Source organism: Pseudomonas sp. MEJ108, assembly GCF_030208985.1.
Taxonomy (GTDB): Bacteria; Pseudomonadota; Gammaproteobacteria; order Pseudomonadales; family Pseudomonadaceae; genus Aquipseudomonas; species Aquipseudomonas fragariae.
In genome coordinates, this window is the sequence record NZ_JARVSW010000005.1 from 15,107 (window position 1) to 32,531 (window position 17,425).

Sequence of the window (17,425 nt, forward strand, 5' to 3'; positions counted from 1 at the left end):
ATCGACCCTCATGGCGATGTGTTACGAGCAAAAATCCAGCGGCAGCCGACGTGGCACGAATTGCCCCCGGCCCAACTGTTCGGCATCCCTCAGCGTTCGCCAGGTGTAGTCGAGTGCCGACTTCACCGCGCTGACCAGCTCCTGCCCCTGGGCGATCCGCCCGGCCAGTGCGCTGGCCAGGGTGCAGCCGGAACCGTGATAGCTACCGGGCAGACGCTCGCAGACGAAGGTGTGGGTCTGGCCGCCGCGCAGGTACAGGCGGTTATGGATTTGCTGTTCATCACCATGACCGCCAGTGATCAACAGATATTCACAAAACGGCAGTAGTTTGTCAGCGCACTCATCCGCAGTACCTTCGGGCAGCTCGGCAAGAATGCGGGCTTCCGGAAGGTTCGGCGTGGCGATGGTCGACAGTGGCAACAGGCGTTCGCGCATGGCGTAGCCGACCTCGTCCTTGCCCAGTCTGCCGCCGCCGCCAGCGCGTAACACCGGATCACAGACCATGGGCAAGTGCGGGTGAGCCAGAAGCAGATCGACGACCGTATCGACCATTTCCAGTGAGCCGAGCATGCCCAGCTTGACAGCTGCTACGCTCGAATCGTTGAGGACTGCATTGGCTTGCGCCATCACCCATTCGCGATCCAGCACGCGGAAATCACTGACATTGACGGTGTCTTGCACCGTAAGCGCGGTAACGACCGGAGCGGCATGGCAGCCTTGGGCGAGCAGGGCTTCTATATCGGCCTGCATACCGGCACCGCCACTAGGGTCGTGGCCGGACAGGCAAAGGACTACGGGGCGGGAGCTATAGATATTCATGGTGCGCGAGCTTATCACTAAACCTTTCGCGGGCCGCTCGGGGGGGCCGGTTTTTTCTTGCGGATCGAGGTCAGTCGGCGACGACGGCAGGCTCGACAAAACCTTAAAAAGTACTCATGTTTGCTCTGCAGTCACCGATATAGAGCTATTGCCTTGATTTTGATCGCGATACTGTCTTTCAGCTATTAGCGGCTATGCTTGAGTGGCAAGGCTGACGAGTGACGGTTCGGGCTTTTACTGATGTCTGCCGGTACATGTGCACGTTCAATGGTGTGTTTGAATCATTAGCCTGTTTCAAGGATAGAAATTTGCGGGACGTCGTAATCAATGGATGGATTGAACGCGACGACCTACCTTGGGGCTTCAATGCGCTATCTGTTGATCATTCTGGCTCTTTGGCTGCCGTTGCAGAGTCATGCAGTCGAGTTTGATGAAAACACTCGTTTTCTGCCGCTGGGCCGTGCCATTCAGGTATTCGAGGACCCCACCGGCGAGGCGACCATCGAAAGCGTCAGCGCTGCCGCTCATGCCAGTGCCTTTAAGCCCGTGTCTGCCGGAACCTTCAACGCCGGCTATTCGCGTTCTGCCTTCTGGCTGAAGGTCGAGCTGACCTATCGCCCCACAGATGCCAGCATCCATAACGACTGGCTGCTGGAACTGGCCTATCCGCCGATGGACCACATTGACTTCTACGGCCCGGATGCCGACGGGCAGCCCACTCGCGCCTGGCATACCGGCGATATGCTGCCGTTCTCCAGCCGTCAGTTCGCCCAGAACAACTACCTCTTCCAGCTGGACCTGCCGCCTGGCCAGACGCGAACCCTGTACATGCGTATTCGCAGCGAAGGCGCTGTTCAGGCACCGCTCTACCTCTGGTCCACCCATGCCTATATGGATGCGCAGCCCACCAAGATTTACGTCTTCGGTCTGATCTACGGCGTGCTGCTGGGCATGCTGGTCTACAACCTGTTCATCTACCTCAGCGTTCGTGAGGTGGATTACCTGTATTACCTGCTGTACGTCGCCTCGTTCGGGCTTTACCAGATGTCGATCAACGGCGTTGCGATCGAATACCTGTGGCCTGACAGCCCGTGGTGGGCGAATGCGTCGACCCCCTTCCTGATATCGCTGGCGACGTTATTTGCGTGCCAGTTTTCGCGCAGCTTCCTGGGCACGGCACAACTGAGCCGCTGGCTGGACCGGCTGTTGCTGGCGGTCATCGGCGCTGCCGTTCTGGTCATGGGTATGGCCTTGTTCCTCAGCTACGGGCCAGCCTTGCGCGGCGCCGCTCAACTGGTCATGGCAGGCGCCCTGACGATCTACCTGGCGGGTATCGTTGCGGTCATCAAAGGCGAGCGGGTCGGGCGCTATTTTGTGCTCGCCTGGTCGGTGTTCATGGTCAGCGGACTGATCTTCGGCTTGATGCTGCTTGGCTATCTGCCTAATACCTTCCTGACCATGTACGCCTCGCACATCGGCACGGTGCTGGAAATGGCGTTCCTGTCGATGGCGTTGGCCGACCGTATCAACCACGCCCGCAGGCAGCAGGCGCAAACCTTGCTGGCTGCCGGTCAGGATCTGGAGCGTCTCAACCAGCAACTGGCCAATAGCAACCGGCTGAAGGATGAGTTCCTGGCCACGCTCACCCATGAGCTGCGCACGCCGATGAACGGCGTGATCGGGTCGCTGGAAGTCATGCAGACGCTCGACATGGACGACGAAGTCGAGATGTATCAGCAAACCGCCGCCAGTTCGGCACGCGACATGATGAGCATGATCAACGGCATCCTGACCCTCACCGAGCTGCAGGCCGGGGTGCTGTATGCCGACTGCGAGGCGTTTTCGCCCAAGGATCTGGCCGACAGGCTGCGTGAACGCTTCAGCGGTGCGGCTCAGTCCAAGGGCCTGATATTGACGCTCGATCTGGACGATAAACTGCCGCCGAGCCTTCGTGGCGACGCGGGCAAGCTCTACCAGTGCATCGAGTGCCTGGTGGACAACGCGATCAAATTCACCCGAAAAGGCGCAGTGCAGGTGCGTTTCAGTGGTCATCCGCAAGACCTGGAGCGCCTGTACCTGCGGGTCGAAGTGATGGACAGCGGTATCGGTTTGAGCTGCCTTGACGAAGCCGGGCTGTATCAGCATTTCTTTCAGGTCGACGGCTCCATGACCCGTGAGTACGGTGGGCTGGGCATCGGTCTGGCGATCTGCCGGAAACTGATCGAGTTGCAGGGCGGCGAGCTGAGTCATCGTTCCGAACCCGGCAAAGGCAGCTGTTTTACGCTGAGTGTCCCGATGCTGATGGTCGTACCGGGCGCAGTGCGCAGGGCGCCTGAACTCAAGGCTCAATGGGGCATATAAGCGGCCTTATAGCGCCATCAGCTTAAAGCGCCGACCGTTAGGCGGCTGCGGTACTTTTGCGAGGGCCGGGTGCGTGATTCACTGTGTGCATATTGCGTGTGTATGCAGGCAGGAGATGACTCATGAACCTGAATCAATTCGCCGAAACCCACGAAGTCACCAATCAACCGCCGCCGCTGGACGGGGCAAACCTTTACCGTATCGACGTGCCGCTTCAGGAGTGGAGCAGCCGATTCGGTGCAGGCTGGGCGCAGCCGCGTATCGACGCCTATGGTGCGCTGGCAGGAGGTCCGCTGATGGCGGCGGGCTTCCTAGCCAACCAGCACAGGCCCGAGTTTGCCAGCCATGACCGCTACGGGCATCGCATCGACCTGGTCGAATTCCACCCGGCGTATCACCAGTTGATGAGCACGGCCATCGCGCATGGCATCCCGTCGTTGCCGTGGACCGAGCCGCAGCCCGGTGCTCACGTGGCGCGTGCGGCCATGAGCTATCTGCACACCCAGGCTGAGCCCGGCAGCGGCTGCCCGCTGACCATGACCTTTGCCAGCGTGCCTGCGCTCAGGCTGCAGCCGGATCTGGCTGAAATCTGGCTGCCCAAGGTGCTGTCGACTGAGTACGATCCGCGCAACGTGGGCATTGCGCACAAGAGTGGCGCGACCATCGGCATGGCCATGACCGAGAAGCAGGGCGGCACCGACGTGCGTGCCAATACCACGCGTGCGTTTTCGGTGGGGGCAGGCGGCCCCGGCCAGGCCTACGAACTGGTCGGGCATAAATGGTTTTGCTCGGCACCCATGTGCGATGCCTTCCTGACCCTGGCGCAGACCGACAAGGGTCTCAGCTGTTTTCTGCTGCCACGCCACCGGCCGGACGACACGCGTAACGAGTTCTACATTCAGCGCCTGAAAAACAAGCTCGGCAACTGGTCCAACGCCTCCAGCGAGGTTGAGTTTCGCGGCGCGCTGGCGTGGATGATCGGCGAAGAAGGGCGCGGCGTGCCGACCATCATCGAAATGGTCGCCATGACCCGTTTCGACTGCATGATCGGCTCCAGTGCCCTGATGCGTCAGGCGCTGACTCAGGCGACTCATCATTGCGCGCACCGTGCGGTCAGTGGCCGGTTGCTCGCCGAGCAGCCGTTGATGCAGAACGTGCTGGCTGACCTGGCACTGGAAAGCGAGGCCGCGCTGGCCCTGACCCTGCGGATGGGGCGCGCGCTTGACCACCTGGATGATGATCACGAAAAGCGTTTTGTGCGCCTGGTCACCGCAGTGGGCAAATACTGGATCTGCAAGCGCGCCCCGGCCATGATCAACGAAGCCGCCGAGTGCCTGGGCGGCGCCGGTTATGTCGAGGACAGCATTCTGCCCCGCTTGTACCGCGAAGCGCCGGTCAACTCGACATGGGAAGGCTCCGGCAACGTGCAATGCCTGGACGTGCTGCGAACCCTGTCCAAGGAGCCCGGCGCACTCGATGCGCTGTTCGACGAGCTGGGCGACGGGCATGGCGACCGGCATCTGGCGGCGCACATCGGCACGCTCAAGGCCGCGTTTCAGGACACCGGCGACATTCAGTATCGCGCCCGCCAGTTGACCGAAGACATCGCCATCGCCTTGCAGGGCAAGCTGCTGCTGGAAGCGGGTAACGCGGCGGTCAGTGACGGCTTCATTGCCGGTCGGATAGCGTCCGGCGGGCGGGTGTATGGCGCATTGCCCACGGGCGTTGACGTAGAAACATTGCTGCAAAGGTCCTCGCCGCAGGTGGCATGAGCACGCGAACCCGTTACGATGCACGTCTGCAAGATCAGACAGGACATGAATCGTGACCCAAGCCTTTGTTGTTGTCGACACCGCCGAGCAGGCTGTAGAACGGCTCGCCGAGCTGCATGAACGCGCTACCAGTGCGTTGAGTCAGGCGCTCAAGCGCTACCTGAAAGACCGCGTCGAACCCACCGCCGAAGAGCGCGCGCAATTCAGCTACCCGGAACTGCGCCTGATCTACAAATGCCAGGGCGAAGTACCGGTGACCACCCGTGCCTACGCCAAGGTGCAGCTGCCGGGCACCTACAGCGTTACCGTCACGCAGCCCAAAGCCTTCAAAAAGTACCTGCTCGAACAGCTCGTTCCGCTGATGAACGATTTCACCGTGACGGTCGAAGTCGGCATGAGCGAGCAGAGCATTCCTTATCCTTACGTGGTCGAGCAGGGCGATGAGCTGGCCGGCACGGGCGTCACCGCTGCGGCGCTGGCACGGGTGTTCCCGAGCACCGACCTGTCGGCCGCCACCGATGGCATTGCCGACGGCCTGTATGACTGGGCCAACGTCGACCCGCTGCCACTGGCGCTGTTCGACGCTGCGCGGGTGGATTTCTCGCTGCGCCGTCTGGTGCATTACACCGGCAGCGACTGGCGCCACGTACAGCCGTGGATTCTGCTGACCAACTATCACCGCTATGTCGACCAGTTCATTCTGCACGGCCTGGAAAAGCTTCGCGAAGACCCGCGTTTCGTGCGCATGGTCCTGCCGGGTAACGTGGTAGTCGACAAGAGCATGGGCCAGGACGAAGCCCAGGCCATCGTCGCCAGCGTGGTCTGGCACCGCTATCAGATGCCGGCCTACCACCTGATCGCCGAAGACGGTCATGGCGTGACGCTGGTCAACATCGGTGTCGGCCCGTCCAATGCCAAGAACATCACCGATCACCTCGCTGTACTGCGTCCGCATTGCTGGCTGATGATCGGTCACTGCGGTGGCCTGCGTCAGTCGCAGACCATCGGCGATTACGTGCTGGCCCACGCCTACATGCGTCGCGACGGGATTCTCGACCGTGTGCTGCCGCCGCATATCCCGATTCCGGCCCTGGCCGAAGTGCAGCTGGCCCTGCAGGAGTCGGCTGCGCAGATTACCGGCGAACGCGGCGAAGAGCTCAAGAAGCGCCTGCGCACCGGCACGGTGTTGACCTATGACGACCGTAACTGGGAACTGCGCTGGGCGCAGGAACGTCCGCTGATCAACCTGTCGCGCGCAGTGGCGGTCGACATGGAAAGCGGCACCATCGCCGCTCAGGGTTATCGCCTGCGTGTGCCTTACGGCACCTTGCTGTGCGTATCCGACAAGCCGTTGCACAGCGAAATCAAGCTGCCGGGTTCGGCGAATGCGTTCTACGAACGTGCGGTGAGCCAGCACTTGAAGATCGGCATCGCTGCGCTGGACCTGCTGCGCACCGAGCTGAACTCGCTGCACTCACGCAAACTGCGCAGCTTCGACGAGCCGCCATTCCGTTGATGGCTTGCCGTTAATAGATTGGTATTTGCACGAAGGGCCACTAAAGTGGCCCTTTCTGTTTGCCGATTGCCGAATTCTCATGTCCCGCACCCAACGCCCCGTTTCCCGCCGTCCTGCCTCCAAACCGGCAGGTGCTGCCCGGCGTGTCGCCAAAGCACCACCGGCCGAGCCCAGGCTGATCCTGTTCAACAAGCCTTTCGACGTGCTGACCCAGTTCAGCGATGAGGAAGGGCGGGCGACGCTCAAGGACTTCATCAAGATCCCCGGCATCTATCCGGCCGGGCGTCTGGACCGCGACAGCGAAGGTTTGCTGTTACTGACCAACGACGGTCAGTTGCAGGCGCGCATTGCCGATCCGAAACACAAGCTGGCCAAGACCTACTGGGTGCAGGTCGAAGGCGAGCCGAGCGATGAGCAGTTGCAGCAGCTGCGCGACGGTGTCCAGCTCAACGACGGGCCGACCTTGCCCGCCGAAGCGCGGCAGCTTGATGAACCGCAACTCTGGCCGCGCAACCCGCCCGTGCGCTTTCGCAAGAGCGTGCCGACAAGCTGGCTGGAGCTGGTGATCAAGGAAGGGCGTAATCGGCAGGTGCGGCGCATGACCGCTGCCGTCGGCTTGCCGACCCTGCGGCTGGTGCGGGTCAGGATTGGCGACTGGACGCTGGAGGGCCTGGATCAGGGCCAGTACAGGGAAGTCGCCGCAAAACTGTAATGCCGGTGCTGGCTCAGTTGCGCAGGTGAGTCAGCGGCATTTCGGTGCTGGCCAGCACTTGATTGAGCACAAAGCTCGATTTGACGCTGGTCACGCCTTCGATGCGGGTCAGATGGCCCAACAGCAGTTTCTGATAGTGATCCATGTCCGGCACCACCACTTTCAGTTGATAGTCCGCGTCCATGCCGGTCACCAGGCTGCATTCCAGAACCTGAGGCAGATTGCGGATCTGCTGCTCGAAGTTCTCAAAGCGCTCGGGTGTGTGCCGGTCCATACCGATCAGCACGTAGGCGGTCAGGTTCAAACCCAGTTTCTTGCGATCCAGCAGGGCAACCTGGCGCACGATATAACCGTCGTCTTCCAGTTGCTTGACCCGGCGCGAGCAGGGTGACGGCGACAGACCAATGCGTTCGGCCAATTCCTGGTTGGATATGCGTGCGTCCCGTTGCAATTCAGCCAAAATGCTCAGGTCGTATCTGTCGAGCTTGCTCACGATGCACCCCATTATCAATTCAATTGCGCTGGATTATTCATCTGAAGTCAAAAATTGCGCAAGTAATGTTTTAATCCGCAATATTAGCAATCTTCTGCCTTAGCCTCAGGCCTATTCTTTTAAACAGAATCACTGCCCGGACACAGCGTCCAGCGCGACCCGCCGAATCAGGCCAGTCGCGGCCTCCCACCCGACAGGGTGTGTCAGGCCCCCGGGCTACATACTGTCCAGAAGACGGCATGAGGTGAGCCAGCGTCAAAAGCGCTGCGCCAGGACGAAGTATCTCAAGGGGGCCATTTGGTCCCCTTTTCTTTGTCTGCTGATAAAGTGCGCAGAACGGCGCTACGCTTAAACAGTCTTAATGACGTCAACCCGCGCTCTAGTGAGGAAAGCATGAAATCTGGCATCTGGCAGTTTGCGGGTGTAAGTCTGTTGTGTCTGAGCATCGGTGCTCAGGCGCTGGCCGACGAACGTGATGAACCACCGCGCAATCCGCTTTACGGCAGCCCTGGTGAAAACGCGCAGCAGCGTCAGCAGCAACAGCAGCGTGCTCAAGAGCAGAACAACCAGCAGCGGCAGATCCAACAGCAGCAAAACCAGCTGCGCCAGGTCGAGCGTCAGCAGCAACAGCAGATCAACCAGCAGCAGACCAATCAGCAACGTCAGATTCAGGAGCAGCAGAATCAGCAGCGTCAGGTCGAGCGTCAGCAACAGCAGCAGATCCAGCAACAGCAGCTTCAGCAGCGCAACATCGAACGCCAGCAGCAACAGCAGATCGAGCAGCAACAGCGCGATCAGCAGCGCCAGATTCAGCAGCAGCAAAACCAGCAGCGTCAGCAGTTGCGCCAGGCTCAGGACAACCTGCCGATCCAGAGCGGCCCGAAAGAGGCTTGGCAAACCCAGCCGCCGCGGCAGGGCTATTACCAGGACATTCCACGCGGCAACAACCGCAACTGGCAGGCCGGCAACGGTCGCCCGAATGACCGTTGGGAAGGGCGTCCCGACGGGCACGGCAATGGCTGGGGGCTTGGTCCGCAATATCGGCCTGGCTATGCGATAGATCGCGTACCGGGTGGCTACTCGCGTATTCCCTATCGTGGTCAGGACTATTACTACTCGGGTGGCTACTGGTATCGCCCGCAAGGCCCGCGTTATGTCGTGGTGACACCGCCCTACGGCGTGCGTGTCAGCAGACTACCGTCCTACTCTCAGGAAGTATGGATCGGCAGCAGCCTGCTGTTTCTGGCTGCCGGGACCTATTACGCCTACCAGCCGGACAGCCAGGACTACGTGGTGGTCAATCCGCCGCAGAACGAAGCCGTGTATCAGGCTCCGCCGGCCGAACAACAGAGCAATGGCTACGATCCGGTGGCCTACCCTGCCAACGGGCAGAGCCCGCAGCAGGTCGAGCTGGATAAATACCAGTGCTACCGCTGGGCTGCGGAGCAAAGCGGTTTCGACCCGGCCAATGTCACCAGCCAGCCACCGCCTGACGTGGTCGATCTGTATCGTCGCTCAATGGGCGCGTGCCTGGCGGGGCGGGGCTACACCGTCAACTGATATCGGTCAGGCACTGGCCTGTTTGACGACTTCCTGAGGGTCGGCGTGTACCAGCACCTCGGCCTTCGGGAATTGCTTGTGAATGGCGTCAGCCACCTGATCACAAATGGCGTGGGCGACCGACAGCGTCAGGCTGCCCGGCAGCTCCAGGTGCAACTGCACAAACCAGTGATTGCCGGAGATTCGTGTACGCAGATCATGCGCACCAAGCACGCCCGGCACTTCGCATGCCAATGCCAGCATTTGAGTGCTGACATCGGCGGGCAACTCCGCATCCATGAGCACCGATATGGTTTCGCGGGCGATCTGAAAGGCGCTCCACAAAATATACAGCGCGATGCCCAGACCAAAATACGCGTCCAGCCGCTGCCAGCCGAAATACGCCAGCGTCAGCGCCACCAGGATGCTGGCGTTAAGCAGCAGGTCTGAACGGTAGTGCAGCGAATCAGCGCGGATCGCTGCCGAGCCGGTCGCCTTGATCACCCGGTATTGCAGGGTGAGCAGTGCGATCGTCAGCGCGATGGAAATCACCATCACGACCATGCCCAGCAGCGGCGCGCCCAGCGGTTCCGGGTTCTGAATGCGCTCGACCGCCTGAACGGCAATCAGCACACCACTGACGGTGATGAACAACGCCTGCGCCATGCCCGACAGCGCTTCCGCCTTGCCGTGACCATAGCGATGATCGTCATCGGCAGGCCTGAGTGCGTAGTGCACCGCCAGCAGGTTGAGGAACGAGGCTGCGCCATCGAGCAGCGAGTCGGTGAGGCCGGCCAGCAGGCTCACCGAGCCGCTCAGCCACCAGGCAACGCCCTTGGCCAGGATCAGCGTCGTGGCAACCGCCAGCGAGGCCCGTGTCGCCAGACGCAGCAGTCGGGAATGTTCGGCAGTGGTGCTCATGACGCTTCCTTGAACGGGATCGATATCAGGCGGCAGGGACCAGGCCCAGTGCTGCCAGTTGTTCCACACTGCCTTTGTGCTGGATCAGGCGTGGATCGTTCAACGGCAGGGAACGGCCCAGCTCGGTTTCAATGATGGCTTGCAGCTTGGTGTTATCGACGCTGCCGTCAGCCTTGAGCGCTTTTTGCAGCTTCTGCGGATCGATCTGCGCGTGCTCGCCGGGCCCGTAATAGATCGCGCCAGTGGCGAAGTCCACCGCAAACGCAATCACGCCCGGAACGATATAGAACAGCAGCGCAAAAGCATCCAGCGCCGCAATGGCCGGGTCAACCTTGCCATCGATCTGACCACGACGATCAGGATAGAAAATACTGCCGCAGGCGGAAATCTGAGTCAGCAACGTGGCGACCAGAACGCCACCGATCAAGCGAGAAGGAATGCGCATGGAAAGCTCCTGAGATGAAGACGGCAACTATACAAGGCAATGACTGCAAGGCTAAGACTATTGAGTGATGGCGTGGTTCTGCGCTCGTGAAGTTAAACCCAATGGGATGCGGAGCATTCTGAACTGCAGAATCGCAGGGCCCTGAGCGGGCGCTGAAAATTATCGAATGTGAGATCGGCCAGGAAAACAGCTCCATCGCCAATGCCTCTTACCGACCACGATTAACATCTGGTTTACTGTGTCGCACGATAATTACAAAAACCCAGGAGTCATGTATGCAACCGATTCGTCTCGGTCTGGTGGGCTACGGCAAGATTGCGCAGGATCAACACGTCCCTGCGATCCACGCCAACCCTGCGTTTGAGCTGGTGGCCGTGGCCACGCAAGGCCAGCCGTGCGCCGGGGTAGAGAATTTCAAATCCCTGGGCGAACTGCTTGCGAGCGGGCTGCAGGTTGACGCGATTGCGTTCTGTACGCCCCCGCAAGGTCGCTTTGCCCTGGTGCAAGAGGCGTTGGCGGCCGGCAAACACGTGCTGGTCGAGAAGCCGCCGTGCGCGACCCTGGGTGAGGCGATGGCGTTGGTGGCCCAGGTGCAAGAGCAGGGCGTCAGCGGTCTGTTCGCCTGGCATTCGCGTTACGCGCAGGGTATCGAAGCGGCGCGTGAGTGGTTGTCCAGCCGCACCCTGCAGAGCGTGCAGATCGACTGGAAAGAAGACGTGCGCAAATGGCACCCCGGTCAGGCGTGGATCTGGCAGCCCGGTGGCCTGGGCGTGTTCGATCCCGGCATCAATGCCCTGTCGATCGTGACCCACCTGCTGCCACTGCCATTGTTCGTCGAGTCTGCCGAACTGCGCGTGCCGAGCAATTGCCAGTCGCCTATCGCCGCGTCCATCAAGATGTCCGACACGCGCCATCTCGATATTCGCGCCGAGTTCGATTTCGATCATGGTCACGACGAACTCTGGAGCATCGAGATTCGCTGCGCCGAAGGCACGTTGCGCCTGGACAACGGCGGTGCGCTGTTGAGTATCGATGGCGTGCGCCAGGCTGTTTCGGAGGAGGGCGAGTACGCAGCGGTGTATCGACACTTCCAACAGCTGATCGGCGATAAAGCCAGTGACCTGGACCTGCAACCGTTGCGGCTGGTCGCGGACAGTTTTTTCGTGGGCAGTCGGGCATCCGTTGAACCGTTCTACGACTAAAAGCCTCTCAGCTACAGGTGGGGGCAAACCGAATTACGCGCCCCCGCATACGTCAGCCTGACAAGAGAGCAGAAATTGGACACAAAACAGCCTTGGCCTTGCAGTGAGCAGGAGTTGGTAGAAGTACGACGGTTCAATAAAACCCTCGCGCGGATGCCGCGTTTCCAGATTCGCAATCGCGTCACGCCCCGGCTGATTCAGGCGCTGTTGCGCGCAGCTCAGATCGGCAGCGCCCTGAAACCGGGAGGGCATGACCTGCGCATCGAGAAAAGAACGGTCAGCTCGGATAACGTACCGGTGCCCGTGCGCATCATCCGCCCCAAAGGCAAACCCCGGGGCGTGGTGTTCGACATCCACGGCGGCGGATGGGTGATCGGCAATGCGCAGATGAACGATGATCTCAACGTCGCCATGGTCAATGCCTGCGACGTGGCCATTGTTTCGGTTGATTATCGACTCGCTGTGACAACCCCCATTGAGGGCCTGATGGAGGACTGTTTTTCTGCCGCCTGCTGGCTGTTGGGCAAAGACTGCGAAGAGTTTGCCGGCCTGCCGGTTATCGTGGTCGGCGAATCCGCTGGCGGGCATCTTGCGGCAGCCACCCTCCTGAAATTGAAAAACCGACCTGATCTGCTCGAGCGGATAGTGGGTACGGTGCTGTACTACGGCGTCTACGACCTGACGGGTACCATGAGCGTGCGTACCGCAGGGCCCGAGACACTGGTGCTGGACGGTCCGGGCATGGTCGGCGCCATGCGCGCGCTCACCCCTGATCGAAGCGACGATAAACGCCGTGAACCGCCATTGTCACCACTGTATGGCGATTTGACCGGCCTTCCGCCCGCACTGATGTTCGTCGGAGAGATTGACCCGCTGCTGGATGACACACTGCAAATGGCCGAGCGCTGGGCCAACTCGGCAGAGGTCGAAATGCACCTCATGCCCGAGTCGCCGCACGGCTTCATCCACTTCCCGACCACGTTGGCGCGCAAGGCGCTGGCGCGCAGCCGCGAGTGGATCAATGAGCGGATCGATGCGCTGGGTTGAGCCCGCCCCTCAACCTATCTCCGCGACCCACTTCGATACCGGGTCGCCACTGCTCAAGCCCGGCTGCACAAGACCGTCGATCATGAAGGTCGGCGAGACGTGTATGCCGTTCTGGCGAGCGTATTTGGCGTGCCATTTCACAGCCTGCTCAAGCTCGGGATTGGCGAATGCCTCCGCCAGCGCCAGGCCGCTGTAACGCTCGATACGCGCGATGATGTCGTTGGGCGTCGCGTCCATGTTCGGGCCGCTGGCATGGTGTTCGAACTCGAATTCTTCACGGTGCGACGCAACCGCCGTCATGACCGCCTTGGCGTTTTGCTTACCGCCTTCAAGGGTCGCAGCCGCCAGAATGCAGCGCACGATGACACCCGAAAACATGTGCCAGGGCTGCGATTGCAGGCGGATTTTGACCGTGACCCTGTCTTCTCCTGCCTGAGCCAGCAGCTCATCAAGTTTGAAGAAGGCCTTGACCGAAAAAGGGCAGGTCGGCTCAAGGAAGACTTCGAACAGACGAGGCCCGCGGCCCCAGGAAAGTGCGTCTGAATGCATGGTCGTTTTACTCCCGTCGATGATTGTGTAGAAGACGCGCCGGGCATAGGCACCAGAAGTGTTTTCCCGGACACCTCTCGTTCCTCACGCTCCGCGTGGGAATGCCGTTGGTGACGATCCGCGTCACACATTGCAGCGTTGACGCCTGAACTGCGGATCATGCGGGTTGGAGAGCCGGTTCGGGCATGAGTTCGATTTTCACGCCAGCAACGCGGTAATCCAGCGGACCTGTTGCGCAACGTCCTGCAGCTTCTCTTCGTTCACGGCTTGCTGGGCGCGTTCGAAGTTGTGCAGCGTCTTGTGTTTCTTGCCCAGCAAACGCTGCCACTTGAGCAGAAACGCCGGGCTGCGCGCCTGCATCTGCAGCGGACCGAAATACAGCTCCTCAGCCGTGTACTTAACGGGGCCTGTGCGTTCGGCGACGATGATTTCGTAGTCGAAACGATTTTCCCGCAGCACTTCTTCGCTGACGATGCGGTAGTCATGCTCCATCAGCCAGACACGCAACGGTTGCTCGCCGCCGTTGGGTTGCAGGATCAAGCGTTCCTGACCGCTCAGGCGCGCCTTGCCCGCTTCAAGGATGTCGCGAATCGTCTCGCCGCCCATGCCGCAGAGACTGATCGCCGTGATCGCGTCTTCCGCTTTGATCGCCGCCAGACCATCGGCCAGGCGCACGCTGACCTGATCCTGCAGATCGTTCTCGCGCACGGTGCGCTCGGCTGCACAGAACGGCGTCAACGCCACCTCGCCAGCCACCGCTGCCGCAATGACGCCACGGTTCAGCAGCGCCACCGGCAGATAGCCGTGATCCGAGCCGATATCGGCCAGTCGTGCACCGGCTGGCACATGCGTCGCCACACGCTCAAGGCGCATGGACAATCTCTGTTCGTTCAACGGCAACCCCTTTCACCCCAAACGCCCGACAGCATGGCCGGGTCCGGGCGCGATTCTGTAGAGCAACGCGGCGCATTTCAACTTTCCGCGCCAAAGCCCACGGCTCGACCCCCATCTTTCGCTCGCGTAGGCTTGGCGTTTTCCATCCTTTGCAAAGCAGAGAACCCATGGCAAACGCAGACATCACCTTCACCCCCGATCCCGACCCGGAGTCCATCTCCTCGGACGTCGCCGACTTCAACGGCGTGCTGGTCAGCACCCAAATCCCCACCCACCCCGACGGCAGCCTGGAACTGGGCGGCATCACCGAGCAGAGCGAGTGCACCCTGCGAGCCCTGAAAGACGCCCTCGAACGCGCCGGCAGCTCGATGGACCGGGTCATGCACCTGACCATCTACCTCACCGACATGGCCGATCGCGCAGCCTTCAACGAAGTGTACAAACGCTTCTTCAAAAAACCGTGGCCCGTGCGCGCAGCGGTGGGCGTGGCGGCGTTGGCGGTTGAAGGGATGCGGGTGGAAGTGACGGCGATGGCGGCCAGGGCGGGCTGACCATTATTCGCCAACCTGGCTGATGCTCGCGTCAGTGCTCTGCACCTGTGCAGAGTTGCACATCCCGTGGAACCGGATCTCGTTGCTTGCCACCAAGGCGGTATGAGTTTCCGGAGAAGCAGATGATCAACCTCACCAACCTTGCATCTTCGTTGGCGCGAGTGGCGCTCAGCGATTCGACAAAGCCAACGATAGACCGCGCGATGAACGTCGTCAGCCATATCGCTGGCAAAGTGGCGTTGCAGGTCAACAGCTCATTGCTGGAGCAGAAAGGCCGGCTCAACGAGCGCCAGCAGAAAGGCCTCGAGGTGATCCTCGACGCATTGCTCGGCAAGGAACCGGTGACTAATGTCGAGACGCACGAAGGGGGAGGCCGATTCAATCTGGCGCGAGCTGCCTTCGACGTGGCCAGCGTTGTCTGGGAGCGCGACCAGTCGATGCGCAACGTGATGAGCTTTTTGGGCATCAATGATAGCAAGGGCAACCTGCTGTTCTCTCTGGGCAAGACGCTGGCCGAGGCGATGGTCAAACCCGAACCTGAGCATGGCAAGCACAACAGTGAGGCGAACTATGCGTTCTTCTCCAGCAACTTGAAGCTCAACAAACTGATGAATGACATCGCTGACCAGGTGATCAACGAGATTCGTCAGCAGAACACCGATCGCGTGCGACGACCCACACCGGGCCCATCCTGGAGACCTGAAAGTACTCAACAGCAAGCACGCCCACAAACGCCTCCACGCACTCGCCCCCAAGCCAATAGCGCGCCGCCACCGCCGAAAGCACAGCCCGATGCGGGCGCTCAGCGGCCGTCAACAGAGCGGCCCCCCAAAACACCCCCCACTGGCGCGTCCGCGAAGGTGGACGATTCCGCCCCCGCCAAACCACCCGTGAAACAGTTGTACGAGCACTTGGGCCTCTCGGACATGACGGCGGACCTCTCCGCAGTCAAAAAGGCTTACAAGAAGGCCGCGTTGAAGTACCACCCTGATAAAAACATGGGCAACGCGGCGGAGGCGAATGAGCGTTTCAAAGTAATTTCAAACGCGTTCAGGATTTTGTCCGATCCTGAATTGCGCAAGAAATACGACAATGGCCTTATTGATGAGAACGGTAACGAGTTCAAGACCTGAGTTTTCGGCGTGAGGCATGCTGGCGGCAGTGTTATTGAGCAGTGGGCTCCACGCGCAAGTAGCCCCGATAACTAAACGCTGCTCTTCGTTGATCACACTGAAAAGCGTTCTTCTATTGCCTCGGAAAAATGCGTGCAGTTTATTCGCGCAAAACGCTGGTAGTCGCGCGACACCGAGAACGCCGAGCCCGGCATCAGCAGGATCTTGTGTTGTTCAAGTTTCTTTATGAAGGGCTCCAGGTTAGGGATGTCCGAGTGATAGGCCCAGATGAACATGCCGCCCTGCGGTGCTATATCGAATTGCCAGCCTCTTGCTCGCAGGGCGCGTTGAGTCTGGACCTGCTGGCTGATAAGCCTCTGTTGAACATCCTGCATGTGCCGGGCATAAGTACCGTCCGCAAGAATGGTGTTGACGAACCGCTCGCAGAACGCTGGAACGGCAACGCATGTCAGGAGTTTCAAGCGTGTCAGCGGCTCGATGAGCTCTTGCGAGCAGGCGATATAACCCACGCGCAGCGAAGCAGAAAGGCATTTGGAAAAACTGCCGATGTAGATCACACGATCCAGATTATCCAGTTCGGCAAACGTCTGGCGGACAGTGGGGCTGAAGTCACCATAGACATCATCTTCGACCACAAAGAACTCGTGCTCTACAGCAAGACGCAGAACCTTGAAAGCATTGTGTGGGCTGATGTTGCTGCCGGTCGGATTGTGGAAGGTGCTATTGCAGAAGAACGCTTTGACCGTGTGCTTCGCCAGATAACTCTCCATCTCGGCAATGTCCGTCCCGTCCTGAGTCCGCTTTATACCCACAACATGTCCGCCCGCCAACTGAATCAACCTGATCAGGTTGCCATTGCCCGACTCGTCCACGAATACATGGTCACCGGGCTTGATCAATAGGCGGGCAACCAGATCCAGGCCCTGCGTTGCTCCCAGGGTGGTGAGGATCTGACTGGGTCTGATGTCGATACGGGTGAGACGCTTCAGGTGAACGCAAAGCTGTTTACGCATCGGGAGATAGCCGGAAATGTCGCCGTATTCGGCCAGCGAACTTTGCTCCAGCCGCGCCGTGCGTCGAATGGCCTTGGCCAGCAATTCGGTATCTCGCCATGCCGGTGGCAGCCAGCCACATCCCAGCTTGGTGTAGTGCGGCCCTGCCTGTAGCAGCCTGAACAGTGGGTCGGCGCTCATGCACTCTATTTCCCGCACGTTATCCACATGGGTGACATGACTGCTCACAAAGTAACCGCGTCCGGGAGAAGCCGACAGCACACCTTCACTCACCAGGCGAGCATAGGCCGAGACGGCATCGTGGTAGCTCGCTTCGGCAGTCAAGGCCAGCTTCCTTATCGACGGCATACGTTGTCCAGCCAGCCACTCGCCTGATTCAAGGCGCTGTTTCAGCGAGTCATAAAGGGCATCAACGCTCATAAGCACCCGGCAAACTGATAGGAAAAACACCCTAACAG

At 60.3% G+C, this 17,425-nt stretch carries 17 protein-coding genes; 9 read left to right on the forward strand and 8 right to left on the reverse strand.

The window, feature by feature from the left end; all coding sequences use genetic code 11:
* Window positions 1-21: 21 nt before the first annotated feature.
* Window positions 22-819 (reverse strand): hydroxymethylpyrimidine/phosphomethylpyrimidine kinase, encoded by a 798-nt coding sequence (locus QRN50_RS03030; protein WP_003399814.1) that lies wholly within the window; start codon window positions 817-819, stop codon window positions 22-24.
* Between the two features lie 366 nt (window positions 820-1,185).
* On the opposite strand from QRN50_RS03030, the gene QRN50_RS03035 reads away from it, so the two are divergent.
* From QRN50_RS03035 to QRN50_RS03050, 4 genes are all read left to right on the forward strand, one after another.
* On the forward strand, window positions 1,186-3,180 hold the full coding sequence (locus QRN50_RS03035) for a sensor histidine kinase (protein WP_060409430.1): 1,995 nt from the start codon (window positions 1,186-1,188) through the stop codon (window positions 3,178-3,180).
* 122 nt (window positions 3,181-3,302) lie between these two features.
* Window positions 3,303-4,952 carry an acyl-CoA dehydrogenase family protein gene (locus tag QRN50_RS03040; protein ID WP_058399322.1) on the forward strand — a complete coding sequence of 550 codons (1,650 nt, stop codon included), beginning with the start codon at window positions 3,303-3,305 and terminating at the stop codon, window positions 4,950-4,952.
* 52 nt (window positions 4,953-5,004) lie between these two features.
* On the forward strand, window positions 5,005-6,468 hold the full coding sequence (gene amn / locus QRN50_RS03045; protein ID WP_003399822.1) for an AMP nucleosidase: 1,464 nt from the start codon (window positions 5,005-5,007) through the stop codon (window positions 6,466-6,468).
* Between the two features lie 79 nt (window positions 6,469-6,547).
* The gene (locus QRN50_RS03050) at window positions 6,548-7,180 is read left to right on the forward strand and encodes a pseudouridine synthase (protein ID WP_003399826.1); all 633 of its coding nucleotides are present in this window, start codon (window positions 6,548-6,550) and stop codon (window positions 7,178-7,180) included.
* A 13-nt stretch (window positions 7,181-7,193) separates the two neighbouring features.
* On the opposite strand, the gene QRN50_RS03055 is transcribed toward QRN50_RS03050, so the two are convergent.
* A complete protein-coding gene (locus QRN50_RS03055) occupies window positions 7,194-7,673 on the reverse strand; it encodes an Lrp/AsnC family transcriptional regulator (RefSeq protein WP_002555305.1) in 480 nt (159 codons plus the stop codon).
* A gap of 348 nt (window positions 7,674-8,021) precedes the next feature.
* On the reverse strand, window positions 8,022-8,570 hold the full coding sequence (locus QRN50_RS25680) for a hypothetical protein (protein WP_419183351.1): 549 nt from the start codon (window positions 8,568-8,570) through the stop codon (window positions 8,022-8,024).
* On the opposite strand from QRN50_RS25680, the gene QRN50_RS25685 reads away from it, so the two are divergent.
* Window positions 8,514-9,233 carry a DUF6515 family protein gene (locus tag QRN50_RS25685; protein WP_177411222.1) on the forward strand — a complete coding sequence of 240 codons (720 nt, stop codon included), beginning with the start codon at window positions 8,514-8,516 and terminating at the stop codon, window positions 9,231-9,233. The two genes, QRN50_RS25680 and QRN50_RS25685, sit on opposite strands and share 57 nt — an antisense overlap.
* Window positions 9,234-9,239: 6 nt before the next feature.
* On the opposite strand, the gene QRN50_RS03065 is transcribed toward QRN50_RS25685, so the two are convergent.
* Window positions 9,240-10,133: a cation diffusion facilitator family transporter gene (locus QRN50_RS03065; RefSeq protein WP_096127247.1), complete on the reverse strand. Its 894-nt coding sequence runs from the start codon at window positions 10,131-10,133 to the stop codon at window positions 9,240-9,242.
* 25 nt (window positions 10,134-10,158) lie between these two features.
* On the reverse strand, window positions 10,159-10,578 hold the full coding sequence (gene pmcY, locus QRN50_RS03070) for a periplasmic Zn2+ metallochaperone PmcY (RefSeq protein WP_003340868.1): 420 nt from the start codon (window positions 10,576-10,578) through the stop codon (window positions 10,159-10,161).
* 275 nt (window positions 10,579-10,853) lie between these two features.
* Between pmcY and QRN50_RS03075 the strand changes: the two genes are divergently transcribed.
* Both QRN50_RS03075 and QRN50_RS03080 read left to right on the forward strand, forming a co-directional pair.
* Window positions 10,854-11,780 carry a Gfo/Idh/MocA family protein gene (locus tag QRN50_RS03075; RefSeq protein WP_096127248.1) on the forward strand — a complete coding sequence of 309 codons (927 nt, stop codon included), beginning with the start codon at window positions 10,854-10,856 and terminating at the stop codon, window positions 11,778-11,780.
* 75 nt (window positions 11,781-11,855) lie between these two features.
* A complete protein-coding gene (locus tag QRN50_RS03080) occupies window positions 11,856-12,827 on the forward strand; it encodes an alpha/beta hydrolase (protein WP_058398964.1) in 972 nt (323 codons plus the stop codon).
* 9 nt (window positions 12,828-12,836) lie between these two features.
* Here QRN50_RS03080 and QRN50_RS03085 read toward each other — a convergent pair whose 3' ends face one another.
* Together QRN50_RS03085 and QRN50_RS03090 are read right to left on the reverse strand one after the other, a co-directional pair.
* Complete coding sequence (locus QRN50_RS03085; protein ID WP_096127249.1) at window positions 12,837-13,376, reverse strand: DsbA family protein; 540 nt, start codon at window positions 13,374-13,376, stop codon at window positions 12,837-12,839.
* A gap of 198 nt (window positions 13,377-13,574) precedes the next feature.
* Window positions 13,575-14,270, reverse strand: a complete 696-nt coding sequence (locus QRN50_RS03090; protein WP_024639692.1) for a tRNA (adenine(22)-N(1))-methyltransferase — start codon at window positions 14,268-14,270, stop codon at window positions 13,575-13,577.
* A 167-nt stretch (window positions 14,271-14,437) separates the two neighbouring features.
* On the opposite strand from QRN50_RS03090, the gene QRN50_RS03095 reads away from it, so the two are divergent.
* Complete coding sequence (locus QRN50_RS03095; protein WP_011268968.1) at window positions 14,438-14,821, forward strand: RidA family protein; 384 nt, start codon at window positions 14,438-14,440, stop codon at window positions 14,819-14,821.
* Between the two features lie 122 nt (window positions 14,822-14,943).
* The gene (locus QRN50_RS03100; protein WP_096127250.1) at window positions 14,944-15,954 is read left to right on the forward strand and encodes a J domain-containing protein; all 1,011 of its coding nucleotides are present in this window, start codon (window positions 14,944-14,946) and stop codon (window positions 15,952-15,954) included.
* Between the two features lie 92 nt (window positions 15,955-16,046).
* Here QRN50_RS03100 and QRN50_RS03105 read toward each other — a convergent pair whose 3' ends face one another.
* Window positions 16,047-17,387 (reverse strand): aminotransferase-like domain-containing protein, encoded by a 1,341-nt coding sequence (locus tag QRN50_RS03105; protein WP_096127251.1) that lies wholly within the window; start codon window positions 17,385-17,387, stop codon window positions 16,047-16,049.
* Between the last annotated feature and the right edge of the window lie 38 nt (window positions 17,388-17,425).